This is a genomic window from Mycoplasmopsis californica (assembly GCF_000695835.1).
GTDB lineage: Bacteria > Bacillota_I > Bacilli_A > Mycoplasmatales > Metamycoplasmataceae > Mycoplasmopsis > Mycoplasmopsis californica.
The window spans coordinates 40,406-66,181 of the sequence record NZ_CP007521.1 but is presented as its reverse complement, the minus strand read 5'-3'; the positions used below and the strand labels follow the sequence as shown (position 1 = coordinate 66,181).

26 protein-coding genes are annotated in these 25,776 nt (G+C 29.6%); 12 read left to right on the top strand and 14 right to left on the bottom strand.

Annotated features, from left to right (window positions below):
* Positions 1-135: 135 nt before the first annotated feature.
* A complete protein-coding gene (locus MCFN_RS00295) occupies positions 136-1,503 on the top strand; it encodes a M17 family metallopeptidase (RefSeq protein ID WP_038561016.1) in 1,368 nt (455 codons plus the stop codon).
* Between the two features lie 78 nt (positions 1,504-1,581).
* Here MCFN_RS00295 and MCFN_RS00290 read toward each other — a convergent pair whose 3' ends face one another.
* From MCFN_RS00290 to MCFN_RS00275, 4 genes are all read right to left on the bottom strand, one after another.
* The gene (locus tag MCFN_RS00290; RefSeq protein ID WP_038561011.1) at positions 1,582-2,037 is read right to left on the bottom strand and encodes a hypothetical protein; all 456 of its coding nucleotides are present in this window, start codon (positions 2,035-2,037) and stop codon (positions 1,582-1,584) included.
* A gap of 115 nt (positions 2,038-2,152) precedes the next feature.
* On the bottom strand, positions 2,153-2,470 hold the full coding sequence (gene hinT, locus MCFN_RS00285; protein ID WP_038561008.1) for a histidine triad protein HinT: 318 nt from the start codon (positions 2,468-2,470) through the stop codon (positions 2,153-2,155).
* A complete protein-coding gene (locus MCFN_RS00280; RefSeq protein ID WP_038561005.1) occupies positions 2,470-3,759 on the bottom strand; it encodes a HinT-interacting membrane complex lipoprotein P60 in 1,290 nt (429 codons plus the stop codon). The genes hinT and MCFN_RS00280 overlap by 1 nt, the downstream gene beginning before the upstream one ends.
* A 12-nt stretch (positions 3,760-3,771) precedes the next feature.
* Complete coding sequence (locus MCFN_RS00275) at positions 3,772-5,994, bottom strand: HinT-interacting membrane complex protein P80 (RefSeq protein WP_038561002.1); 2,223 nt, start codon at positions 5,992-5,994, stop codon at positions 3,772-3,774.
* 181 nt (positions 5,995-6,175) lie between these two features.
* Here MCFN_RS00275 and MCFN_RS00270 point away from each other — a divergent pair, with 181 nt between their 5' ends.
* Together MCFN_RS00270 and MCFN_RS00265 are read left to right on the top strand one after the other, a co-directional pair.
* The gene (locus tag MCFN_RS00270) at positions 6,176-6,769 is read left to right on the top strand and encodes a hypothetical protein (RefSeq protein WP_038560999.1); all 594 of its coding nucleotides are present in this window, start codon (positions 6,176-6,178) and stop codon (positions 6,767-6,769) included.
* 10 nt (positions 6,770-6,779) lie between these two features.
* On the top strand, positions 6,780-7,535 hold the full coding sequence (locus tag MCFN_RS00265; RefSeq protein ID WP_038560997.1) for an MAGa3780 family membrane protein: 756 nt from the start codon (positions 6,780-6,782) through the stop codon (positions 7,533-7,535).
* Positions 7,536-7,626: 91 nt separating this feature from the next.
* On the opposite strand, the gene rplS is transcribed toward MCFN_RS00265, so the two are convergent.
* The 10 genes from rplS to MCFN_RS00215 all read right to left on the bottom strand — a co-directional run bounded on the left by rplS (position 7,627) and on the right by MCFN_RS00215 (position 17,328).
* A complete protein-coding gene (rplS, locus tag MCFN_RS00260; protein WP_038560994.1) occupies positions 7,627-7,983 on the bottom strand; it encodes a 50S ribosomal protein L19 in 357 nt (118 codons plus the stop codon).
* Complete coding sequence (gene trmD / locus MCFN_RS00255; RefSeq protein ID WP_038560991.1) at positions 7,973-8,656, bottom strand: tRNA (guanosine(37)-N1)-methyltransferase TrmD; 684 nt, start codon at positions 8,654-8,656, stop codon at positions 7,973-7,975. The genes rplS and trmD overlap by 11 nt, the downstream gene beginning before the upstream one ends.
* Positions 8,656-8,922, bottom strand: a complete 267-nt coding sequence (rpsP, locus tag MCFN_RS00250) for a 30S ribosomal protein S16 (protein WP_038560988.1) — start codon at positions 8,920-8,922, stop codon at positions 8,656-8,658. The genes trmD and rpsP overlap by 1 nt, the downstream gene beginning before the upstream one ends.
* Positions 8,923-9,095: 173 nt before the next feature.
* The gene (locus tag MCFN_RS00245) at positions 9,096-9,917 is read right to left on the bottom strand and encodes an HAD-IIB family hydrolase (RefSeq protein ID WP_051604528.1); all 822 of its coding nucleotides are present in this window, start codon (positions 9,915-9,917) and stop codon (positions 9,096-9,098) included.
* Between the two features lie 89 nt (positions 9,918-10,006).
* Positions 10,007-11,335, bottom strand: a complete 1,329-nt coding sequence (locus tag MCFN_RS00240; protein ID WP_038560985.1) for a C1 family peptidase — start codon at positions 11,333-11,335, stop codon at positions 10,007-10,009.
* A gap of 9 nt (positions 11,336-11,344) precedes the next feature.
* Positions 11,345-12,160 (bottom strand): Cof-type HAD-IIB family hydrolase, encoded by an 816-nt coding sequence (locus MCFN_RS00235; RefSeq protein WP_081817268.1) that lies wholly within the window; start codon positions 12,158-12,160, stop codon positions 11,345-11,347.
* A 135-nt stretch (positions 12,161-12,295) separates the two neighbouring features.
* The gene (locus MCFN_RS00230) at positions 12,296-14,110 is read right to left on the bottom strand and encodes a P68 family surface lipoprotein (RefSeq protein WP_038560982.1); all 1,815 of its coding nucleotides are present in this window, start codon (positions 14,108-14,110) and stop codon (positions 12,296-12,298) included.
* Between the two features lie 246 nt (positions 14,111-14,356).
* On the bottom strand, positions 14,357-15,163 hold the full coding sequence (locus MCFN_RS00225; RefSeq protein WP_038560979.1) for an ABC transporter permease family protein: 807 nt from the start codon (positions 15,161-15,163) through the stop codon (positions 14,357-14,359).
* Positions 15,153-16,121 carry a carbohydrate ABC transporter permease gene (locus MCFN_RS00220; protein WP_038560976.1) on the bottom strand — a complete coding sequence of 323 codons (969 nt, stop codon included), beginning with the start codon at positions 16,119-16,121 and terminating at the stop codon, positions 15,153-15,155. Before MCFN_RS00220 ends, MCFN_RS00225 begins: the two co-directional genes overlap by 11 nt.
* Entirely contained in the window at positions 16,114-17,328 is a 1,215-nt protein-coding gene (locus tag MCFN_RS00215; protein ID WP_038560973.1) for an ABC transporter ATP-binding protein, read from the bottom strand. The genes MCFN_RS00220 and MCFN_RS00215 overlap by 8 nt, the downstream gene beginning before the upstream one ends.
* Positions 17,329-17,517: 189 nt before the next feature.
* Here MCFN_RS00215 and mnmG point away from each other — a divergent pair, with 189 nt between their 5' ends.
* From mnmG to MCFN_RS00170, 9 genes are all read left to right on the top strand, one after another.
* The gene (gene mnmG, locus MCFN_RS00210; RefSeq protein ID WP_038560970.1) at positions 17,518-19,350 is read left to right on the top strand and encodes a tRNA uridine-5-carboxymethylaminomethyl(34) synthesis enzyme MnmG; all 1,833 of its coding nucleotides are present in this window, start codon (positions 17,518-17,520) and stop codon (positions 19,348-19,350) included.
* Positions 19,337-19,783 carry a 23S rRNA (pseudouridine(1915)-N(3))-methyltransferase RlmH gene (locus MCFN_RS00205; RefSeq protein WP_038560967.1) on the top strand — a complete coding sequence of 149 codons (447 nt, stop codon included), beginning with the start codon at positions 19,337-19,339 and terminating at the stop codon, positions 19,781-19,783. Before mnmG ends, MCFN_RS00205 begins: the two co-directional genes overlap by 14 nt.
* 128 nt (positions 19,784-19,911) lie before the next feature.
* Positions 19,912-21,132 carry an HAD family acid phosphatase gene (locus tag MCFN_RS00200; RefSeq protein ID WP_038560964.1) on the top strand — a complete coding sequence of 407 codons (1,221 nt, stop codon included), beginning with the start codon at positions 19,912-19,914 and terminating at the stop codon, positions 21,130-21,132.
* A 142-nt stretch (positions 21,133-21,274) separates the two neighbouring features.
* Positions 21,275-22,786, top strand: coding sequence for a trigger factor (gene tig / locus MCFN_RS00195; protein ID WP_051604526.1), 1,512 nt, complete (start codon positions 21,275-21,277; stop codon positions 22,784-22,786).
* A 151-nt stretch (positions 22,787-22,937) separates the two neighbouring features.
* Positions 22,938-23,468 (top strand): tRNA (cytidine(34)-2'-O)-methyltransferase, encoded by a 531-nt coding sequence (locus MCFN_RS00190; protein ID WP_038560961.1) that lies wholly within the window; start codon positions 22,938-22,940, stop codon positions 23,466-23,468.
* Positions 23,461-24,171 (top strand): TrmH family RNA methyltransferase, encoded by a 711-nt coding sequence (locus tag MCFN_RS00185; protein ID WP_038560958.1) that lies wholly within the window; start codon positions 23,461-23,463, stop codon positions 24,169-24,171. The genes MCFN_RS00190 and MCFN_RS00185 overlap by 8 nt, the downstream gene beginning before the upstream one ends.
* 1 nt (position 24,172) lies before the next feature.
* Positions 24,173-24,409, top strand: a complete 237-nt coding sequence (locus MCFN_RS00180; RefSeq protein ID WP_038560955.1) for a hypothetical protein — start codon at positions 24,173-24,175, stop codon at positions 24,407-24,409.
* Positions 24,410-24,442: 33 nt separating this feature from the next.
* Positions 24,443-25,303 (top strand): ribosome biogenesis GTPase YlqF, encoded by an 861-nt coding sequence (ylqF, locus tag MCFN_RS00175; RefSeq protein WP_038560952.1) that lies wholly within the window; start codon positions 24,443-24,445, stop codon positions 25,301-25,303.
* A gap of 10 nt (positions 25,304-25,313) precedes the next feature.
* Positions 25,314-25,730 carry a hypothetical protein gene (locus MCFN_RS00170; RefSeq protein ID WP_038560949.1) on the top strand — a complete coding sequence of 139 codons (417 nt, stop codon included), beginning with the start codon at positions 25,314-25,316 and terminating at the stop codon, positions 25,728-25,730.
* Positions 25,731-25,776: the final 46 nt, after the last annotated feature.

The following is a 25,776-nucleotide window of genomic DNA, read 5'->3' as shown; positions in this document are numbered from 1 at the left end:
TATAAAAATAAATTAAATTTATGTATGATTTTTTCTCAAAATTTTTAATATATTTCAATACTTATTAAATTATCATTCCACAATTCATATAAATGCTAAAATTTATAATATCAAACATAAAAAAGGAGAGATTATATGTTATTTGAAAAAATATCTCAATCAAGAAATAATGACGTTTTATTAAAAGCTCATTTTAAAGAAGATCAAAAAATTGAGCATTTAATTGAAAAAAATCAGGTAATTACTGAATATTTAACCAAGAATGAAGCATTTGTGTACTTCGGAGAAAAAAGTAAGCTAACATTTAAAAGTTTAGTTGATTTTTTTGGTAATTTAGCTACCTCTCTACCGAGAAACTACCAATTTGACGTGGATTCGTTTACTACTGAAAATCTAGATGCAACAAAAGTTATGGAAGCATTTATTCGTGGTCTATACTTCCAAAAAGCTGAATTATATAACTTAAAAAGCGAAAAAAAAATAACAGAATTTACTTTAACACCATACAAAACAAATGTTGATAGCTCACTTGAAGCCGCTATTCAAAAAGCTATTATTATTGCCGAAGCTACTAATTATGCTCGTAATTTGCAAGTAACTCCGCCAAATGTTTTGAACTCGGAAAAATTAGCCCAAACTATCGTCGATGATTTTAAGGTATACGACAATTTAAAAGTAAGCGTATTAGATAAAAAACAAATTGAAGAATTAAAAATGGGGCTTCTTCTTTCAGTTAACCGTGGGTCAATGTATGAAGCAAGAGTTGTTGTCGTTGAGTACAATGGCGATCCTGAATCAACTGAAAAAACAGTATTAGTCGGAAAAGGTATTACTTTTGACTCAGGTGGATATTCACTAAAACCATCTCGTTCAATGTTAGGCATGAAATTCGATATGTCCGGTTCTGTCATTGTTGCTTCTACATTAAAAGCAATTGCACAACTAAAACCGAAGAAAAACTTTACAGCAGTTATGTGTATTACAGATAACCGTGTAAATGGTGATGCATCACTTCCTGATTCAGTTTGAACATCAATGAATGGAAAATCAGTTGAAATCAATAACACAGATGCTGAGGGTCGTTTAGTTTTAGCTGACGGAATTACCTATGCCGTGCGTAATTTAAAAGCTACTCGCATTATTGATGTCGCTACACTAACGGGAGCAATCGTTGTTGCCTTAGGACACACATACTCTGGTGTTTGAGCAACAAGCGAAAAAGCGTGAGAAGATATCTCAAAAGCTGCCAAAAACGCACATGAATTGATTTGAAGAATGCCTTTTGATGAAGCTTTTGGTCAAAATATCAAAAAATCACAAGTTGCTGACCTTAAAAACACAGATCTTTCTGGAAATGCTGGTTCATGTTCTGCAGCGATGTTTCTAAAAGAGTTTACAGAAGATGTTGAATACATTCATATTGATATTGCTGGTACAGCAGATATTAGTGAAATTCCACAAGGTGTAATGGTTAAAACATTAACTGAATTGGCACTTATATAATTATTTTTCAGCCTATGCCACAGGTTTATACACAAAAATACGCAAATTATGCGTATTTTTACTTTTTAACTTGCTAGCTTAATTACTCGTTATTTCAATAGTTTCAACAGATTTTACTTCTTGAATCTCCGTCATTATCGAATATAAACGGAAAGGAACTATTAAGCCTAAAATAAATATTATCGCACTAAATGATTGAATTGCGTAATTGACATTTTGTTCTAATCCTGAGTACATTTGAAATAATATTAAAACATTGTAAACAATATTTCATAGCATTATTACTCATAAACAAATGAAAACTGTTTTATTTTTCAATTTAAATGCTGGAAATAAAGCTATGATAATGTATCTTAATACAACAATTGACAAAGGTACACCTATAATTAATTGAATATATTTAAAAAGGGAAATGCTATTTCCTTGTGTAATTGATGAAGCTGTTAAATAAGCTAATAAAAGAAAAGAAATTGGTACAATTGTGTTTAAAATAAGCAATATTTTTACGTCTCTAATTTCGTCTTTTGCAAACATGTTACTCCTAAATTATTTTGCGTTATATAGTCTCTTATATTTTCGCTAATCAATTATATATTAACTAGCAATATTTAATTGAATAAGAAAACTCAGTATTTTAACTGAGTTTTGTTTATTTAAAAGGAATTACGTGAATATGAGTGTGAAAAATGGATTGTTCAGCACTGCGTCCTGTGTTTATCACAATTTTAAAACCAGGGATACCTTTATCTAAAATTTCTTGCTTAGCTAACTTTCTTGCAACATTAATTAAGTACCCTGCTAAATTATCATCCATTTCAGTAATATTAGCTGTTTTTTCACGTGGAACAACTAAAAAGTGTCCGGGTCTAAATGGAAACTTATCATAAAAAGCAACGCACTTCTCATCTTTATATATAAATTGAGCTTCAGCTTTACCTGCAATAATATCAAGAAAAATATTGTCCATTACACTAACTCCACAAATGTTAAATCTTTAGCTGCTTTTCTCAAGGTTTCACTCACTTTATTAATTTTTATTTTGTGTCCAATTTGAGCAAAACTTTTTATCGCCGTTTCATATAAAGTTGCATCATTTAAGAAGAACAAGAAAGCTAATAAATCGAGTTTATCTTTATACATCGTATTATCAAATGATAAAAGAGTTACTTTTGTTTTGTTTTTTTCATCTTTTTCAACAGTTGGCAATTCAACCTCAGTTGTTGATGCAATTGGTGCAATCTGATTAACATAAACTAATGTTGGTGTGTTAGTCTGCTCAGAATTGGTTTTATATGGGTTAATAACAAAATTTGGTTCAATCTTGGTATTAACTAACCGATTGTTATTAACATCAAAATAACCATACAATTCCTTAGGATATTTTTTCGCCTTTAATGATTCAAAATCTCATTTCAATGAATAAGAATTAGTATTAGATTTAAAACCTTTATAACCGTATAACTTTTTATCATCTTCATTGCCACTTATATGCTCAATTTCGTTTTTAAGCACAATTTTAGGTTGATTTGAGTAAGTTCAAAAGGCATTAAATGAATCGGCACCTCTTAAATTATTGTATCCTTGGGTAAAAAATGAATCGTCCGCTTCTTTTTCTGGATCCTTTGACCATACTTGAGCAAATTTCTTTTCAACCGCATATTTAGCTAATAGGTAATTTTTCAGTTCATATTTAATATCTTTGGTGTATTTAAAATTTTTGTCCATTTTTTTTAAATGGTCTTTATCTGAAATCGCAAAGTATTTATTTACAATTAACATTTTTTCTAATTCATCTCTAATTCCAGTTTTTTCATTAATTCATAGAATTTCAAATTGATTTTCTGTTGGAATTGTATTAGGTTGGATAGGACCTAAACTTTTAATTTCTTGCGGATTTAACGTTCTATCACCTGATCAGCTAACTACCTTTTCCGCAAAATAATATTGATCAGTATTAATTTTATTTAATGCATAAAATTTAAATGCTTTTAATGAATCTTTATAAAGCTGGCTATTTTTATCTTTAAAAGTATTAATATAAATTTCATCTACCTTTGACGAATCTGAAAATGGAATTTTATATTCTGTCAGTAATACTGAGTGAGTGAATAGCTTTTTTAACTGATTTGATGCAGTTTTTGTAATTTCTTCGTCTTGTTTAATTTTGCCAGGAGTATTAACATTTTGTCCGCAAGCAACAACCGCAAAAGGCGCTCCAATAAGCGGCGATGCCAATAAATATTTAATTTTACTCATTATCCCCTCCTATTAATTTGCCTTTCTTGCCTGTTTTAGTGCTTCAAATATAGTATGTCCGGCATCTTTTTTGTAGCTGTCATTATTGTGTGCAAAATAAACCTTATTTTCTTTTGTCTCAAAAAATGAATCATATTTGCCCTCAGCTCTATCTTTCATTCACTTGTCGACTGCTTTGGTTAAATCGTATGCTGATTTAATTTCAAATGAGTTAAGAATGCTATTGTTCATTTCTATAATTTCCGCTAAATCTTTATCATTGTATTTAGTTTTTGGAGCTAATTTTCCATTATTATCTAAAGCATAAATGTTATTTTGGTTTTTCAAATAATTCTTAAATGATTGTTCTTTCAATAACACATTTAAAACATTCTCAGGTGTTGATAGTGATTTATTCACTTGATTTAAAGCATTATATTTTTTACCATTTGCCGCTTGGTATTTGTTCGAAATTAGGAAGTCATTTCGAATCATTTCTTTAATAATTGCTTCATGTGAATTATCAGAGTTATTTTTTGCAAATGAATTCAGGTCATTAACTTTTAATAAAGTGATGCCTTTACTACTTAAAACTATTAAAGTATCCTGTGAATCTTTAAGTTTATAAACTGTATTAATTTTCCCATCAGTTTCGAAAAGTTGGGTTAATGGTTTTGCAACTAATTCATTAAATTTATCACTTCAAAGCCCTTCTTTTTTAACATCACTAGCATCATCGAACACTTTTTTAAGCGCTTTATTAAAGTCTCCTATCGCCGTTTGTGCTTCAGCCTGATTTTTGCCAGTCAAACTATTTTTAACGTCAGTTAAATTAAATGTTTTTATAATATTTTGCCTGATTTTTTCAAGTTCGCCGAATAAATCAACTTCTTTTAACGAAGATGAAGAGTCTTTAATCAAAATATCTTTATGTTTAGCAAAAGCCTTAAGTGTATTATCGCCGCCAGCCTTAAATAAATCACTCACTGATGTTAAGCCAGCTGAGCCTCAGTTTGACTTGATATCTGCATCATCTAATGATAAAGTAGCTAACACAGTGCTATAATCAACAATTTCCTTTGCTAATGTTGAACCAGGAGTGCTGATTGCAATCTTGTTATATTCTTCATAACTTTTAAATGTGTCCTTAATTTTATTAAACGATGGAATGGCCTCAATTTTCGCTTCTTTCTCAATCGGTCAGTAAAACATAAGTTTTTTTACAGCTTCTTTATTGAAATTTCATTTCGCTTCTTTCCCATTTTCTTTTTTAGTGGGCGCGATACCAGAAAGGCTAAATTGACTGAATAATACAGGATTATTGTGTGCTAAATAGTGTTTAATGAATGAATCAGCACCTTTATAAGCTTCGTTGTATTCTTTTGGGTTAGAGGTTGATATTACATAGCTATTAGTCATAAAAGTCATTTTTTGTTTTATATCTTGAAGTTCAAAAAAGTTTTTATCTTGTTGGAAGAACGGGAATACTTTTTCACCTTTTTGGAATAAGACTTCATTAGTTTGTTGGCCATTTGCGTCCAATTTGTAAATAGTTGATGTTGCAGTACGGTCCGCATCATTAATGTTAAAAGTAGTATTTAATGTAAAACGGCGTAATGCGTCACGTTGAATTTCAGAATATACCCTGAAATCAACAGCTTCTTCAATATTTTTAGCACCATTGAATGATTTAATTAAAAAATCATTAAATGCTTGTTCTCATTTTGAGTATCCGTGTTGTTTAATCATCAACTCTTTAACATCTTTAATTAAATCGCGGTGTTTTTTACGAAGTTCATCAACACTTTTCAGTGCAATGTCATTTCTTTCTTTGTCGTTATCTTTACGCGATGCATTTCATAATCTTTGATACTCTTTTGAAGCTTTAACTTCTTGTTCGTATAGATAAAATACAGCATGTTTGTATGCTTGTTCTAGTACTTTCTTAGGATCTTTTGCATCTTTAACTAACTCAGACGATTTAAGATCTTTCATTTGGAATTGAACTTCTGACCCATCAGGTCTAACATATTTAAATAAATCAGTATCCCCTTTGATTGGTTCAATATAATTTTTCACAACAGTATTAGCAACCAACGGAATAGTAATCCCAGCTGAAAGAGCACCAACTAATAATGAGCTAATTAACCAAAATTTTCAATTCTTGGTTTTTCTAACTCTTGGATTCTGATTTTCTTGTTGTTGAGCGTTCTTTTTAGTTAAACGCTCAAAAAAAGTTTCTTTCTTTTTTCCCATTATTTATCCTTCCGATAATTATCAATAATATGTATTCTATTATATACTAAACTTAATATTAAGTATTAATTTGGATTAGAACAAAATTTAAACATTTTTAGATCCTTTTTATAAATTTATTTCACATAAAGCAGATAATATTTTAAATTTTTGAGCAAAAAATTGTACTATAATGAAGTGTATGAATGATAATTTAGCCATCATAATAAAGCAATTAAAAGTAATACTTATCGAGAATAAAATTAATTGATCAATTTCCCCATTCACCTATAAACAAATTACTTCGAAAAATACTCATTTTCGTCATTTTAGTATTTGTTTATATTGAGAAAATTTTATGAGACTGTCAAGACAATATCCTGATAAATTTAAGTATGAAATGCAAGCCCTGAAGGAACGGACTTTAATGCCTTTTTTCTACTTTAATAAAACTAAAATTTTTATAAATTTAATAATTGGCACATCACAGGTAAACATTGTAGATAAAATTAGTTCTAAAACTTGAAATAGATTGCTAAATTGAGGGAGTGGAAAAAGAAGTTTTTGATTGAAGCTAAAAGCATTACGTTCGCAATGCGTCTTGCCCAGAGATCTTGCTACTATTTTTGCTAGCTCAAAACCAACTGAATACATTGTTTGTGATTCATCCGTAAATACTTTTACTATTTGGCCAAACCTAAATTGAAATAATATTAAAATAGTAAATTACAATGGAATTGAGGTTCCTGTTTTTAAGGAATTTGATCAACCTCTAAAATTCTTAAATAGTATATAATTCACTAATTATGAAACAAAAAAATGTAATAAAAAATTATTCAACACCTAATTGAGTGCTAAGTTTTTTTGGTTGTATAATTTTGACGACCACACTCTGTTTTATTATTTTAAACGCAACAGCATTTTATAATCCAGACCAAAATTTTTATAGTGGATTGCCAACTATTGGTGCCGTATTTAAACAATGAACAAGTATTTTTTATTTTACATACCTAACTAATATTTTTTTAGGTGTAATGCTAATACTAATTGGTTGAAAACGTCAAAGTACAGTCATTAAGAGATTATTTTTTCTTTCAATTACCCTAATCACTGTTACTTTTTTAGTTTATTGAGCATTAATCTCATATAAAAAAAGTACATGAGAAACAGCATATTCAGCTATCAAGTCACTTATAACGCACGAAATTCATCCTATAATTGGATTTGTCTTTTTAATTTTGCTACGAAAAGAGATTGTTTTAGGCAGAAAAAATGTTTATCTAGCTATCGGAAGTGTTTTAGTTTATATATTATTTGCATTCGTTCTTTATTGAGCAACATACAATGTTTTCATACAAAATGACGGAGCAACAATCTATACCTTCTTAAATTTCGCTCACCCACTATTTTATAAAGGGGCAAATATTGGCGTCATAATTGTATTAAATGCGTTGATTATAATATTAGCAATTTCTCTTCCAATTGGGTTGACATTATTTTGAAAAGCAGTATTAAAGATTAAATTTGATACTTCTAACTCAAAATGTAAAAAACAAGATTAGTTCTTGTTTTTTTATTTTATACACAAATTATCATAAAAAAACATACTTTACAGTATGTTTTGAAGTCACAAAATAATTAATTAAATATAAATTATCCGTTACGTTTAATTTCTTTAAGTCTTGCTGACTTACCACTTCTTTCACGAATGAAGTTAAGTTTTGCACGACGTACTTTATTTGAACGAACAACCTCAATGTTTGCAATAAATGGTGAGTGTAATGGGAAGGTTCTTTCTACTCCGATACCAAATGAAATTTTTCTAACTGTAAAGTTTTCACGTGTTCCTGACTCAGTTTTACTAATAACTAAACCTTCAAAAATTTGAATACGTTCTTTTTCACCTTCACGGATACGAACGCTAACTTTAACATTATCCCCAACACGAAATTCTGGATGGTCTTTACGTAGTTGTGGTTTTTCTACTAATTCGATTAATTTATTTCTCATTTTTAATCCTTTCAATAATGTCGGGTCTATTTTTTAAAGTCTTTTCTCAAGACATTCTCATTTTCCATTTTTCAATTTCAGCATGATTACCACTAAATAAAACTTCTGGTACTTTCATCCCCTTGTATTCTCGCGGTCTAGTATATTGCGGATGTTCTAATAAACCTTGACCTTGAAACGATTCATTTACATGCGACTCAGTTCTAATTACGCCATCAGCTAGCCTGATAATAGCATCAGCCATCATCATTGCAGGTAGCTCACCGCCAGTTAAAACATAATCACCAATCGAAATTTCTTCATCGACTAGTTCAACAATACGTTCATCAAAACCCTCATAGCGACCGCAAATAAATGTTAATTGTCTTTTATTAGCAAGCCTATTGGCAATATCCTGACTGAATTTTTTTCCCTGAGGCGAAACTAAAACTTTATAGCCACCTTTTTCAGGCAATGATTCAAGTGCTCGATCAATAGGTTCAACTTGTAACAATAACCCATGACCGCCTCCGTAAATTTCATCATCAACTTTACGGTGTTTATCGAGACTAAAGTCTCTAAAATCGATTAATTTAATCTCAATAACACCTTTTTCTATCGCCTTAGCAATAATAGATTCTTCAATTAACGGCTTAAAATAATTTGGAAAAAGAGTTAAAAAATTGACTTTCATTATTTATTGTGTTTTGAATTTTTAGCTAATTTAGCATTTAAACCATGTTTTCTGAATAAGTCATATACAACTTGAGTTAGTTGAGCACCGTTATCTACTCATTTTTGCACTAATTCTTCTTTTACAAAAAATTCTTTTGTGTGTGGGTTGTATTGACCTAATGCTTCAATGAATCTACCATCACGTGGAGCACGTGAATCGGCAGCGACAATTTTATATTGTGCATTGAATTTAGATCCTGTTCTTTTTAATCTAATTTTAACCATGAATATCTCCTTAAATTTGTGACTTCTTATGTCAAGCAAAAGTGCTTGACACCAAGCAATTTGCATTATTATTTTATAATAAAATTAAAAATATAAAAATTTTTTTAATTTACTAATTCATAAGGCAAACGTGATTCAATTGGAATAAAAAAATGGCAAATACCAATTTTTTATTAATCTAAATTTATGTCTTCTAATTCTTCAAGTATTTTTGACAAGCCAGCATTTGCATAGTCAGGCCCTACAATATCAGCCACTTCTTTAACAAAATCTAATGACCCCGCCATACAAATAAATTTACCTAAATATCCGACAACAGGCATATCATTTGCACTATCTCCGATGTGAAATGCATCTTTAGGATCAATACCAAGAAATTCGCACACTTTTGAATTCGCTTTTCCTTTGTTAGCATCGATTGGACCTACTTCAATAGTTGTTCCATTTGATACTAAATAAAAGGCTAACTCAGGATACTTAATTTTCAATTCTTCTCAAAGTTCGCGCGTTTCTTCAACACTCAAACCAAAAACAAGTATTTTTGAAACCACATCAATTTTATCCAAGTCTGCATAGCTCAAACGTGGATTTTTCAGTGCCCAAGTTTTCATGTATTGGTTATCAACATTTCCATCTGTGTACAAGTGCTTAATACCATTTAAATAAATGTACATCTTCTTTTCTTTAAAAATTTTAAGAACTTCGCGAACAAACTTAATATCCATAATTTCACGATAAAGTTCATTATTATTAATATCCACTATTAAAGCACCATTTAAACAAACAACATATTTCGAACCGACTCTACGTGCCAAATCCATTGTGTATTCTGTATTTCCGCGCCCTGTAGAAAAAATTACTGGTTTAATTTTATTTACTTCAATTGCAGCTCTTACATTTCGCTCACTTACTGTTTGATGACCTTGGGGTTTATCTAAAAAAGTACCGTCCATATCTAAAAAGTAAGCTTTTGCCTTATTCTTTAAATTCTTCATATGAATTATTATAGCAAACTCAATACTTTTGTAATGCTTTTTGTCTAAACTATCTATTTAAAATAAACAAAAAGTCAGTATTTAACTGACTAAATCATTGATAATGGATCTCATGGCTCAATTTCAATTTCTTTATTCACCTTAGATTCCTCAAGAATTTGAGCTTCAATAAATTTCGGGCTAACAATTATACTATACATATACTCATCAAATCACTCATCGCTCATTGAAAAGTACCCTTTTTCTCCATTGTCATCGCCTCATGAATTTTCAACTTCTCATTTAATTGGATTATTATTTTTATCTAAATCAACGCCAACAAAAGTCATAGCATGGTTTGGTGCTGACATCTTAAATTCTAATCTATCTGCTTTTGTTAATTTAGAGCCTATATTGAAAGCTTGTTCATATTGATATAGATTAGTATCCATAATTCCAGCTTTTCTGTCTAATTGTGGACCCATATCACATGCAAATCATACTGGCTCGCCTGCTTTTAAACTTGCAATTGTTGCATTTTTAAGCGTTTTTAAATCAACATTTATAAATGAAAGAGATCTTGATTCAATAGGACCACGGAAGTATTTTGCCTTAATTACAGTATTTTTTGTGTATTTATCACGTGGATCGGCATATAAATTAACTAATTCTTTGTAGTCTTCGCGTGCATATTTTGACAAAAATTCAAGCGGTGTTATATTTTCAATTTTTTGGAACTTTTTATCCTTGTCTGTGTATTCAAAATCAAATGTTTTTGGTGGAAGACCCAGTGCTTTTACACATATTTCAAACACTTTATTCAAGGTTTTTGTTTTAAATTCTTCTTTTTGCTGACCTGTTACTGTTGAAGTATTTATTCCTTTAAATTCTTTTACTGCATTTAAAAGGCAAATTTCTAAAAGACTATTTAGCTGAGATGTATTTGATGAATTAAATGTCTCAGGCATTAAATTTTTAGGCACTACTCCATATTTACTTATCAAGCCCTCAGCTCATTCTCAATAACCACCGTCTTCATGTCCGAATTTTAAAAACATTTCAAATAAACGATCTTGATAATCTAAGTGACTATGCTCAATTATCAGATTTAAAAAAGTGTTGGCTTTTTCCATTTTTTCTCAAAACATTGTATATGCCTGTGAAAATTCAAACGAATCAACATTAAGAGCACTCATTGTGCTTGGTTTTAAAACATTCAAAGCCGCAAAAATTCAGCATCTCCCAGACTGCTTTTGATTAGTTATTCCTCCTTTTTTAGTTTCAACGCTGAACTTATTATTGTGAAATTTTCTCACTTCATTGTTATAAACTGCGTTATTTACGCCGTTTTTAGTTACTGCATTTTCAACTATTTTATTAACTGGATTAGATGTGTACGATTTATAAAAATTATCAATTATTTCTATTTTTAAATTCATTTTTATCTCCTATTTTTTACTCATCAATTCTTCAAAGCCGCATATCGTTTTTGCTAAACCGCCATTCAAATAATCAGCCCCAACATAAACTGACGCTTTTTTTACATCGGGGTGAGCATTCCCCATAGCAACTAAATAACCCACTTGCGGCAGTGCATTTAAATCATTTTTCGAATCGCCAATGTGTGCGCTTTTTTTAATATCAACTCCAAGTAAATTAGCAACAAAAGCATTAGCAATCCCTTTACTTGCATTTTTATGAGTTACCTCAATTGAATAGCCGTGTGAAACAATATGGGTGCGTAAATCTGGAAAATTTGTGTGTATATATTCCTCAATTTCTTTAATACCGTCAATCTCAGGACCAAATACTAAAAATTGTCTTATGTCTTCCTCAAAATTAAATGTATCATAATTTTGTTTTTTAAATCTATTTACTCAATCCCTTTTATTTCAATTGAATTCTGCGCCGTAGTAAATAATTCCACTGCCATTTGCCATAAAATAAAGTTTTTTACTCATAAAATACTGAACAATTGCATTTTTAGTCTCATTTTCAATATCAACCTTATGAATAATTTCACCCTTATTATTAACAATTAAAGAACCAGTTGAACAAACGGCATATGGAGCTTTTATCATTTTCATTAAATCTTGAACAGCACCTTCTGGTTTACGTCCTGTGGAAATTATTACTGGTTTTACTGCTTGCATTTTAAGTAAATAATCTCGATTAATCTCGGAAATATAACCAAAATCATCCCCTTTATCTAACATCGTCCCATCAAGGTCTATAAAATATGCTTGGATACTATTTTTATTCATAAAATAATATTACTTTATTTTAATGAAATATTAAGAGACAAATTTAAAAACCATTATTCTTGACTAAGATTAATTGGATTTTGAAACATTTTTCAATTAAAATTTTAAAAAAGTGCTGAGCACTTTTTTTAAAAATTATTGACGTTTAATTACACTTATAGCCTGCACAATCTCATCATCAGTTTTTATTGAATTACCTTCGTGTTTAGTTGAATTGAACAACTCTGTCTCAATGGCTTTTGAAATTTTTGAAGTGATATCATCAGTTACCATTGACATTGGAACAACTTTTGGATTACTTTGACTTAATTTTAAAATTGATTGCAATGAAACTAAACTTGAACTTAATAAGTTCTTAGCTGATATCGCCTTAGTTTTAGTTGCTTCATCCACAGCAGGAGTGTTTGAAATAATTGCTTCTTGACGTTTGATTTCGTCTTTAATTCACTGTTCATTTTCTTTTGTAATAACTGTTTTTAAAGGAATAATATAACCTGATGTTCTTGCTAATGTTTTTCAGTTTTCTTCTAAAACCCCAGGATTTGAAACATTATTTTTACCTGTATATAATCATTTTAAGAATGTTTTTGTAGCTGTATTTTTGCTTTCGTCATCCAATTTAATCGGAAGAATGCTTGAACCCCCTTCTTGGAAATAATGGCGTCCATTTTTAGATGTTTTTGTAATTTGTGGCAACATCCAAACATCTTCATCCTTCGCATTTTTACTAAATTCTTCAGCTGTTTGTTTTTTAATAATGTTTACAAAAAAGTTTTTTGCTCATGGCGTTTGTTTAGTTTGGTCAGCACCAACTGATGCGGCATAACTAATTGCGCTCTTGTAAAATAAAATATTTCACGAGCCTCATTCGCTATATTGGTTTTCCATATATTTAATTGACTGAAATACTTTTTTCGTTTTTGAGTTTGCTGGGTTGTGTTCAAGACGTTTAATTGAATTATTGTATTCAGTTCATAATTCTTTAAATTTAGCTAACGTATCCTGATCATCTAGTAAATTATATTTTATTTTAGTTGGCTCATTTACATTGTTTGTGGTCACTAATTCAAAAAGCTCTTTATTTTCAGCAATCTTGCCATAAAGTTCTTTGAAAAATGTTTGTTCCTGGTAGTCCACTGATAGTACTTCACCGCCAATGGTTTTATCATTAACTTTTGATGCATCAATCTCTACACCTTCTGCAAATTTTTTTGAAAATTCTCTCACACTTTGCAATGAACCAAATGTTTCTGAATCCACACGGAAGTTTTTAAATGCATCATTTTTAACTTTTAAGGCATTGTAAATACTTTCAGCAGGGATATTTGAACCTTTATCTTTTGACTCCTGAGCTTTTTTGTAAATTTCCAAATTCTTATCAATTGTTCCACCGCCAGCTTCAATTAACTCAAAAATCTTACGCATTAAATCAAGATTGAATACTAATGAATCTACATCCGCATTATCAAATGGCAAGTTATACAACTTTTCGTCTTTTTGCCCTGATAATTTTGAATGTAAATTAGCAATATGAGATTCAAATAAATCTTTTGTAATTCCGCTATCACTTACATCTAATAATCTTGCGTCTTGATTAATTAAATATGCACCTGACTGAGCACCTAAAACAATATTAGGAATTTTGTCTAGATTTTTCGTTTCAAAGTTTTCTTTAACATTTTTTATTAAATTAAATTCACCTCAAATTTTATGTTGTTCCTGAAATTCAAGAGGAACAGGAAGAAAACCTCTTGTTTCTTTTTGTGTTGTGTTGTAATAGTCTACTAGCGGTTTAATGGCCAATGACAATGGTCATTGTTTTCCTTGAGCAGTTCTAAATACAATATTTTTACTTTCTGTTTTTACTGTTCCACAAGAGCTCGCAACAAGTGGCAACGCAGTGGCACCAAGTGTAACTGAACTCAATAGTCACTTTTTATTTTTTTTCATTTTTTTATCTCCAAATATTCATAACAAATCAAAATTACTTTTTAAATTATATATCCAAAACAACCTTAAAATCACTGTTTTATAACTGAAAAAGTAAAAAGTGGAATTGTTTTCATAAAAAACACTTTAATTTTATTTAGCGATTCAGAAATTAATCTATATTCACTTTATATTAGATTTATATAATGATATATATCAGTTTAAAATAAAAAGCGCTTTCAATAGCGCTTAAAGAAATTTTAATTTTTAATTAAATTTATTGATTTTTCTAGAAAAAATCGCATAAATTGTTAAGGGTATTATAACCGAAATTGTAGCTCCTGCTGCTTGGATATTAAGCAAAATTCCACCTGAAGTTATACCTAAATTTAAATATCAAATGGTAATATTCGTTTTTGGTGTCGAACGCAGTAAAAATGAAGGTCATAAATAATCATTTCACACAGATATAAATGTAAATATTATTAATAAAAAGTAGGCAAGTTTTAATTTAGGTAAATATACAAACACTATTTTTTGATGTCATTTTAAATTATCATTTAATATTAACTTCGCTTTTTGAGTCGCTGTGTGTTTTGCTATATTGAACACATATGTAAAAGAAAAAAATGAGAAAATAGCATTTGTTACAACTGCAAACAACGAAGAAGCTATATTTAAATAATTTAATACAACTTGTAAGCTTAAATATATTGAAAATTCGGGGATTAAACTAATAATTAAAAAGAAATATAAAAATATCTTTTGTAGTGTTGGCGGCATCTTTAACAAACCAGCTATAGCTAAAGAATAAGTAATTACTCTTAAACAAATTAAAATACCTACAAATACAAATGTATAGCCAACAGCAATCCAAAATTCTGAATTAAATAAACCGAAAAAATTTGCTCAATTCCATTCTTGAATAACTAAACCATATTTCGCCTCATGAAAAGAATGAGTTGGCAAAAGAGAATATAATAATAAATAATACAGAGGGAATAAAATTACAATCACAAGACAACCAATTGCAAAAAATTTGCTAACCTCTTTAAAAATATTCTTAAAGCTCATTTTTTACCACCTTCGCTTTATTTCTCTTAGTCTTTTTAAATTTAATAAATCTAATAAACTTTCTAATTGATGATGGCAGCAACATTAAAATTAACATTAATAAGAACACTAAATAAGCGAAACTAAAAAAAGCTGATGCATAACCTTTTTCAAACTTTAACACAGGATTTGCGCCACCGCCTGCAAATTTAATTGTGTAACTTGTTAACGTGTGAGCTTGATGAACGTCTATATTGTAACTTTTTTCCACAATTGCATCAGGTAACAGCAATGCGGCAAAAATAAAATTAGTGAATAGTATTGCAAAAAATACCTTTTGTATTTCATTGAAATAAATATATTTAGTTTTTTGTCAGATGGTTAATTTATCATTTAAACTAAGTTTTGTATATTTAATGTTTCCTCGATTAATTGCCGAGGCAAATAAAACTAGATTAAAAGGTAGCGATCTTCAAGTTTGAAAAATTGAATAATATAGTCATATAGGAAGTCTTTTTGATCCACTAGTAAATCCATATTCAGTCCTAATTAATTTAAAAAAAAGACTTTTACTACCAAAAAACATTGTAAAAGCGATACCAACCGCAAAACTAGAAATAAAAAATTGTGAGTAGATCAGAGTTAAAAAAGCACTTCTCGCTCTTTTAGACACCAAATGTTCAACTATGATTGCAAAAATCAATGCTAAAATCATTGATGTTGCAGTACCCAAGAATAGTGCTAAGGTTGTATTTAAAATTGCAGAACCAAATTGCGGGTCATTAAAAATGTTTTTGTAGTTACCAAAATTATATGAATATATTGTTTTATTAGACTGATATGGATAGAACTTTAATGATTTTTGAAACGTAAGAATTATCGGAATAATAGTAAAAACAAGTATGCAAATCAACAGTGGCGCTACCAAAAGTGTTATTTGAACAATATTTCATACTTTTTTTTCGTGTGTTTTATTCATATAACCTTTCTCCATTTTTGTCAAAAACAAGAACATCGGATTTTAAATATTTAATATTTACACGCTTGCCAACCGCAATAGATTCATCTTTTAAAATTACTGTTCAAATGTTTTCAGGATTTATTTCTATTTGGTAGTGTACTCGATCACCAAAATCTTTTTTACCAACAACTTTATATTTACCATTATTCACTTGCTTGACTTGGACTTTATTTTGGCGAATATAAAACGACTTTTTATCATTTTTCTCAATAAAATTAATTTCAGGAGACCCAATAAATTTAGCTACAAATAGATTATTAGGATTTTCATACATTTCCCCACCAGTTGAAAATTGTTGTACTTGGCCTTTGTCAAGCAAAATAATTTGATCGCTTATTTTCATTGCATCTTCCTGATCGTGGGTGACAATAATTATGCTTAAATTAAATTCTTTTTTAATTTTTAACAGCCAATCAATAGTCGACTCTTTAATTTTGGCGTCAAGAGCTGAAAATGGTTCATCCATTAAAACTAAGTTTGTTTTTTTGATAATACCTTTTGCAAATGCAACCCTTTGTTTTTGTCCACCTGATAATTCATTTACATTTTTGTGTATTAAATGGTCAATACCTAATTTTTTTGCAACCTCTTGAAGTTCTGTTTTAAACAAATTTTTCAACTTTAAATCTTTTAAAATTTTAAATTTTGATGGTAAATTTTTTGCAAAGAAAATCTGCCATCAAAATTTAAAATAACGTCATTTTTTCTTTAAAAAATTGTTATTTTCGCAATACAATACAGATGCATACTGCATATATTTTTCTAATAAATTGAAATTAATGTATTCTTCAAAAAAAGAATCAAAATATCTTATTCTTGAACTGTCGATTCACTTTCTATTGTTCCGAGCACTTAAAAATATGTTATTGAAAACAGAGACGTTTTCATAAATTGAATTCTCCTGCATAATATAAGCGATTTCGTGTATTTTTGGACTATTTTTTATTGTTATCTTTCCGGATTCCGGTTTTAAATAACCTAATAAAATATTTAAAAGCGTTGTCTTACCAGAACCCGATGGCCCTAGCAACGATACTATTTGTCCTTCTTTTATCCGTAGCTCTGGAATAATAAGATCATAATTTTTTGACTTTTTATTGTATTTGAACTTTAAATCTTTTATATTTACAAGATTGTACTCATCTTTTAATTCTTTTAACACCATAATTTTAAATTATAAACAATATATTATTGATAAATTCAACTATTAAAAATTTATCGTTCTAAATTACTAAAAAACTCGTTTTACAACTCATTTAGTAAAATTAAAAAATTGAAATGTTGTAAAAAACAACATAATAAGAATTTATAATTAGTATTTAATATATTTAAATTTTGAATTAAAATTTTATTTATGAATAATAAATATTATGATGCAATCGTTGTGGGGGGTGGACATGCGGGTTTAGAAGCCGCATTCGCTTTAGCACATCAAAAACACAAAACACTGTTAATTTCATTCAATAAAAACAAATTGGGTATGATGCCTTGCAATCCGTCAATTGGTGGTCCGGCAAAAGGTATTATTACTCGGGAAATAGATGCACTCGGCGGAATGCAAGGACTTTGAGCTGATATGGCAACCATTCAACTGAAAATGCTAAATCAATCAAAAGGTCCTGCAGTTTGAGCGCTAAGGGCTCAAATTGATAAGGAAAAATACTCTAAAATTGCAGCAGAATTTGTAGAAAAAGAAGAATATCTAGATTTATTAGAAGCAGGGGTTGAGGAATTAATTGTTGAAGACAACACTTATAAAGGCGTTGTGATTGACACTGGTGAAAAATTATATTCAAAAGTTGTTGTAATAACAACTGGAACATACATGGCCTCAAAAATTCTTCGTGGTAGCGAAGCGATTTCAAGTGGTCCAGACAATGAAAAAACAACTTCAACACTGTCAAATTCCTTAAAAAAACACGGTTTTAACCTTCAAAGATTAAAAACCGGAACTCCTCCGCGTATTTGATCAAATTCAATAGATTATAATGAAGTTCAACAAGAAGTCTTAGAAGATATTAATTTAAGTTTTTCATCCCGCTCAAGTGTTATCACACCTAAACAAATCGCCTGTCACTTAACATACACCACTCCCCAAACACACGAATTAATTAATAAAAACTTGCATAAAAGTGCAATGTATTCAGGTTTGATTGAAGGAATTGGGCCAAGATACTGTCCTTCAATAGAAGATAAAATAGTTAAATTCGCTTCCAAAGAAAGACATCAAATATTTTTCGAACCAGAAACAGCCGATGGCACAATAACCTATGTTAATGGATTATCAACTTCTTTGCCAATTGATGTTCAAAAAGAACTAATCAAAACTATTCCTGGACTCAAAAATGCAAAAGTTCAAAAATGAGCTTATGCTATTGAATACGATGCAATAGATCCTTTACAATTACACCCGTCATTGGAAACTAAAATTATTAAAAATTTATTTACTGCTGGACAAATAAATGGAACCAGCGGCTACGAAGAGGCCGCTGGCCAGGGTTTAATCGCTGGTATTAATGCAGGTTTAAAAATTATCGCTAAAGAGCCAATAGTTATTCTGAGAAATCACGGATATTTGGGCGTTTTGATTGATGATTTAGTCACAAAAGGCACTAAAGAACCTTATCGCATGCTAACTTCACGAGCTGAATATAGACTTCTTCTTCGTAATGATAATGCAGATATACGACTTGCTGAATACGGCTTGTATGCAGGTACAATTTCACAAAAACAATACGATGAGGTAATTGAAAAATACAAATTAATTGACGATGAAATTGAACGTTTACACTCAACATATCTTTCTGGCAAGTCAGAAATAGCTCACAAATACAAAATTTATGATGGCGTAACAATGCTAAAAGTTTTATCTCGCCCCGATGTCGATCCAGATGACATTATTCCTGACTTCAAATATAAACGCGAACTAACCATAATGGTTAGATTGCATGGCTATATCGAAAAACAAAAAACAGATGCAAGCAAAATGGTGCGTCTAGAAAATCTAAAAATTCCTGTTAATATTGACTACGAAAACATAAAAAATATTGCAACCGAAGCAAGACAAAAACTCTCTAAAATCCGCCCTCAAACTATTGGGCAAGCAAGTAGAATCAGCGGCATTAACCCTGCTGATATTCAAATGCTAATGTTTCATATTGAAAGTAACAAAAATGAAAAAAATTAGGATAATTTCTGTTGGAACACTATCGCCCGAATTTAAGAAATTATTTCAACACTATGAACAACGAATTACTCATTTTTACTCAATAAATTGTGTTGAAACAAAAGAATTTAGCGAAGAAAAAAATATCGAAACTAAAAAACTAAAAGAAACTAATTTAGTTTTATCTAAAATACCTAAAAATTCTACAATTATTTTGTGTAGTCTCCGAGGCAAATTGTACAGTTCGGTTGAAATAAGCGAATTTATCAAACTAAACGATGACATAACATTTATCATTGGCGGTTCAGACGGGCTGTGCGAAGAGCTAATAAATTCAAAATATAAAATTTCATTTTCCAATATGACCTTCCCTCATCAATTATTCCGAATTATGTTAGCTGAACAAATTTACCGTAGTGCAACAATCATAGCGAATAAAAAATACCATAAATAAAACACACAATCATTTAACTTGTGTGTTTTATTTGCCAAAATACACAGAAAATCAGTTTTAAAGCAGTATATTTTGACTATTTTTACAAAGATATATAATTGAAATAGATATAAAATTAGGAGATAAAAGTGAATAAAAATCTTAAGTTAATTCTTTCAACATCAACATTTTTTGCACTACCCGTTTTTGCTATTTCTTGTCAAAAAGAAAGCAAAAACAATCCAAAATCATTGAGTGAATTATCTAAAATAATAAATAATTTAAGTAATGATGAAAAGGTTCAGCTTGTCTCACGTTTAAAAATATCAACAGATGACAAAGCTAAATTAATTCAACAGTTTAATCAAGGCGCTGGAATTGCTTCATCAATAATTTGATATATGAAATCTGCTGAGCAACGTACAGCATCATTACAAGCATATACATTAGCAACCCAAGCTTTTGACAATCTTAAAAAGAAAAATACTGAGGGTTTTGACTATTCAAAAGTAAATAAAGAAACAGGTGTTGTTTCTAACCCCGAATCAACAAAAGCGATACCAGTTGTTTTCATGGATTTAGATGAAACAGTATTTATAAATGAATACGCTGAAGCTTACGGTGTTGTTAAAAATAATGGCGTCTTCTCATCTTCTGAAAAAGAAAAAACTGATGCCGAGGGGAAAAGAAAAGCTGTTCCTGGTGCTATCAAGTTTATTCAACACGTTTTTGATAACGGAGGAATAGTTTTATTTAACTCAAACATCGATCAAAAACAACACGTTATTGAAGGTATTAAAAAGAATCTTGAAGGGGCTGGCTTACCTAAAAAATACATACACGACTGAATGTTTTGATGTCGTGGAGTTGTGCCAACTGATGCCGAGGGGAAATTTAGCGATAAAACACCTTGACTAACAGCTTTTGAAGCATATAAACAAAATAAAAAAACGCAAAAAGTATCAAAAAATAAACGAATGAATGCAGTTACCGATAATATCGATGGTTGAGACTTTAGTAAATCTCAACAAGGCGCAGGAAATAAAGTTGTGGGTAAAGTTATAATGAAAATCGGGGACGATTATAGTGATTTCTTTGATGATGCTTATAAACCACTAGAAAATAACTCAAAAACAGTTGAATTTTCAAAAAAACCTGAAATTGAAACGTTGTTCACGAACATTAACGGTGCTGATGGTGTAAAGGTTACTGGTGAAGGTGAGCGAGCTAAAATCGAAAAATTAAATTGAGCTCAATTCAATGTTCAAATTCCAGGTAACGGAATGTATGGAAGCTGATCAAAAGAATACAATAACGCTCAATACATGGAATTGTGAGAAGCTCTTAAAGAAATTATTGAGAAAAAATAATTTATCACGGTGTTGCAAACACCGTTTTATTTTAATTTTTGTTGCATTTTAATAATATCTAAAATATATATAATATAGTTTTAAATTAAAAAATTTTATATAAAATTATAATTATATTAATAACTTATATAAGGAGCATTATATGCCAAAAAAATCAATCACAATTGATGAAAACAAAGTAGAAATAAAAAAATCAATTAAATTAGAAGGCAAGATTTGAGAAGAATTTCAATCAAAAGCTACTGCCGGATTAACTAAAAATTTAAAAATCAATGGTTTTAGAAAAGGGAAAGTTCCTGCTAATATTGCTTTAAAACACATCTCAGAAGCCACAATTTTACAAACAGCACTTAACAATTACATGAATTCTGAATACAAAAATATTCTTGATGAATTCAAGAAGGAAACAACACGCCTTGTAGCTGTTGAACCTCGTGTTAATGTTAAATCAATTTCAAGAGAAGTAGTTGATTTTGAAGTTATTTATCCACTTGACGCAGACTTATCAAAAATTAGTGATAAAGATGTTAAAGTTAAATTTGAATTACCAAAAGTTACAGATGCAGATGTTAAAAAATACATTGAAGATAAATTAAAAGAAACTGCTCTTCAAATGCCATTAGATAAAAAAGAAAAAACAGCCTTAGGTGATACAGTTACTTTGAATTACAAAGGGTACGTAAATGATGAAGCATTTGATGGTGGGCAAGCCGAAAAATTTGAATTAAAATTAGGTTCAAAAACATTCATTGACACTTTTGAAGACCAACTTGTTGGAAAAACTATTGGTTATAAAGGTGAAGTGGTTGTTACATTCCCGAAAGAATATCCAGTAGATAAATTAGCGGGGCAAAAAGCAACATTTGATGTTGAAATTTTAGACGCTAAAAGACCTGAAAAATCAGAACTTACTGAAGAAAACTTATATATTCTAAGAGCAGGACAATCAAAAACTGTTGAAGAAGCTAAAAATGTGCTTAAATGAGTAATTTTGAACAATGAAATTGAATTCTCGCTGAATAAATACATTGAGACATATGTTTCAGAAACATTAGCTAAAAACGATGTTAAAATCAATGATATTTTCATCCATTACCAAGTAGCGCAAAAACGTCAACAAGTTATAGAACAACTAAAACAACAAGGAATTAAGTTTGATGAATACCTTAAAGTTCTAGACAAAACTGAAGCAGAATTTAATGAACTTGTGTTCAAAGAGGAAAAACAAGCAGTAGCCTTTTCAATGGTTGCTCAACACCTTCTAGGGGCTGTATCGGATAAAAATCAAGAAGTAACTACTGAAGAACTTACAAATTGAGCTAATACAATGTCAATGTCAACAGGATTACCTGCAAGCTTTTTATCAGGATTCTTCATGCAAGACGAAAACAACAAAACTCAAATGACACAACGTCTTCTTGAAAAGAGACATATTAAAGCTTTATTAGCTGCTAAAGACAGCGAAGCGGCTACAAAACTTTCTAAACTAGAAGAAGAATTAAATTCTGAAGCTGCTAAGATTGCTGAAGAATGATTAAAAAGAGCAGAAGAATTAAAATCATCAAAAGAAGAAGAATTAGCTGAACAAGCTGTTGAAAAACAAGCTGAACTAGATGCTAAGATTGCAGCTAAAACTAAAAAATCATCTAAATAAAGATAAATGCCAATAACGGCATTTTTTTGTAAATTTTACTTGCTTAATATTTATTTTGCTATTATTTTTAATAAACTAAATTTCTAATATTTTGTCTGTGAACAATTAAATCATTTCTTATTTGTTAAAATATAAAAAGAATAGAGGTTAAATGTTAAATATTGTATTATACCAACCAGAAATTTGTCCAAATACAGGAAATATAATCAGAACTTGTTATGCTTTAGGTGCTAAACTACACATTATAAAACCACTAGGTTTTGAACTATTACCTACTAAACTTTCACGCCCTGCGGCAGGTAAACTTTTAAGTGATATTCAGCACGAAATACATGCTTCGTACTCAGATTTTGCTAAAAAATACAGCGATAAGAATATATTTTACATAACCCGTTACGGCTTAAAAAGTTATAATGAACCTGACTTTCAACACTACGCCAAAACTGATGGTGAAATATGAGTAATGTTTGGTCGTGAGTCAACAGGGATTGATAAAAATATACTAAGCACAAATATTAAAAACTGCCTAAGAATTCCGATGGTCTCAGCAATGCGCTCAATGAATCTGGCTAATTGTGTAAGTATAATAGGGTTTGAAATTATGAGACAATTAAACTTTGATGGATTAAATTTTTTTGAGACTCAAAAAGGAAAACATTTTTTGGAGAATCCAAATGAATAAAATAATTTCTAGCACTTCAAATAATTTAATCAAGAAAATAGCAAAAATACTTGCAAAAGGTGATAAAGATTATTTTGTAATAGAGGGTTTAAATTTCATTAAAGAAGCGATAAATTCTGGTGCAAAAATAAAATACATTTTTGAATTAACAACACAAAACAATTTTACAAATAGCATTAAAATTACCGAAAGTGTGTTGAGAAAAATAACATTTACATCAAACCCACAAGGTTGCGTAGCTCTAATCACTAAACCATTAAGCAAAAAAAATGGTAAAAATATAGTTTTTTGTGATAATGTTCAAGACCCGGGGAATATCGGGACAATAATTCGTTCTGCCTTAGCATTTGGATATGACACAATATTTACCAACATTAATACATACAACCCAAAAATACTTAGAGCTACACAGGGTGCTATTTTTAAAATAAATATAATTAATTATAAAAACGCTGAGGATGAATTAAAAATACTGAAAAATACTCATAAAATTTACATATCTACACTTTCAAACGATGCTGAAAATATTGAAAAAATTAAATTCCCAATCCACAATAAGGTTATTGTTTTAGGTAATGAGGGGCACGGAGTTAGTGAAGAATTATATAAATATGCTGATAATAAAATTTATATTCCAATTGATTTCGAAAGTTTAAATGTGGCTGTCGCTGCCGGAATAATATTACATAGAAGTAGGAAATAACATGAATAACAAAGATAAAATTATAGATAAATTTAATCGCGCTACCAGAGAATTTAATGGATATAGCGTTTCTAATATGAATGAAATAGTTAATGATTTCGTAAATCTCATAGATCAAATGGAGGTAGAAATTAAATCCTTTAAAGATGTGATAAATAATCTTACTATTGAAAATAGTAATCTACAAAGCACAATCAGTAAATATAAATTTCAACAAAAAACAACTAAATTAACTTAATTAACTTGCAATATTAAGCAACGAGAGGTAAAGATGAAAATATCAGACAAACATAAAAATTTAATCAATTGATACCCAGGCCATATGGCAAAAGGTATGCGGGAAATTAAACAAAATGCAAATCTTGCTGATATTTTCATCATTGTTCTTGATGCTCGGTGCCCAATAAGTAGTTACAATGAGGATTTTGACTCAATTGCTCCACAAAAACCAAGGCTATTTATAATAACTAAATCTGATATGATGGATTTAAACAAAAAAAGCATGATTCAAGCTCGCTTTAAAGGTTCGACTTTGCTTTGACTTGATCTAAGGAAGCAAAGTTCTCGTTCAGTAATTATTAAACAAATGCAAAAAATAATGAATCCTAAAATTTTAAAAGATAAAGAAAAAGGTTTATTAAATACAAAAATTAAGGCTTTTGTTGTTGGTGTGCCAAATGCAGGTAAAAGTACATTAATAAACTTAATTATTCAAAAAAAATCACTAAAAGTAGCAAATTATCCGGGAGTTACAAAAGCGAAACAATGAGTTTCAGTTGATAATTTTTACTTTATGGATACACCAGGAATATTAATACCAAAACAGGATAACCAACAAGCCGCAACAAAACTTGCAATGATAGGTTCAATCGAGACTAAAATATTTCCAATAATGTTTTTAGCATATAGCTTTCTGGATATTATTCACCAATATTACCCAGAGAAATTTCTTGACCATTTCAATATTGATATCAGTATATACGATAAATTAACAGAGGTCGATAAACACAATATATTTAACTTAATTGCATTAAATAAAAACTTTAAACTAAACAATAAACCCGATTTATCCAAAGTTTATAAATACTTTTTAAATTGAACACGCGAATTAAAAAATGTCACTTACGACTAAGCAGGTATATATGAAAAAATATTCATTTGAAGATAAATTATCTATTTGAGAAAAAGTTTTAGACAAAAACTATCCGTTACTAAAAAGCCGTTCTACTATCACAATGCAATCAACAGGTTTAATAGCTTTTTTGTTTGGATTTGTTTTTTGTATTATTTTATATTCTTTTACCAAAGGAGGTGCAACACCTACGAATATAGTATTCGCAGTTCTTTTGGGTATGTGTAATTTTTGAGCAATTTACTTTTTTGTGGTGAATGCTTTATTACTAGTGATTACTCGCAAAATTAATAATGGTAATAGTGCTAAATCTCAAAAAAAACTCATTTCCACTTGATTAAAAATGGGTTTCATAAGATGGCCTAATAAATATATTATTCCAACTGATGATGCGAAAAACTTTAAATCAGATGCACAACAAAAATAAACTCGGTATTACTGATTCGCAGAATTGGCTAAGACTGAAAGGTTAG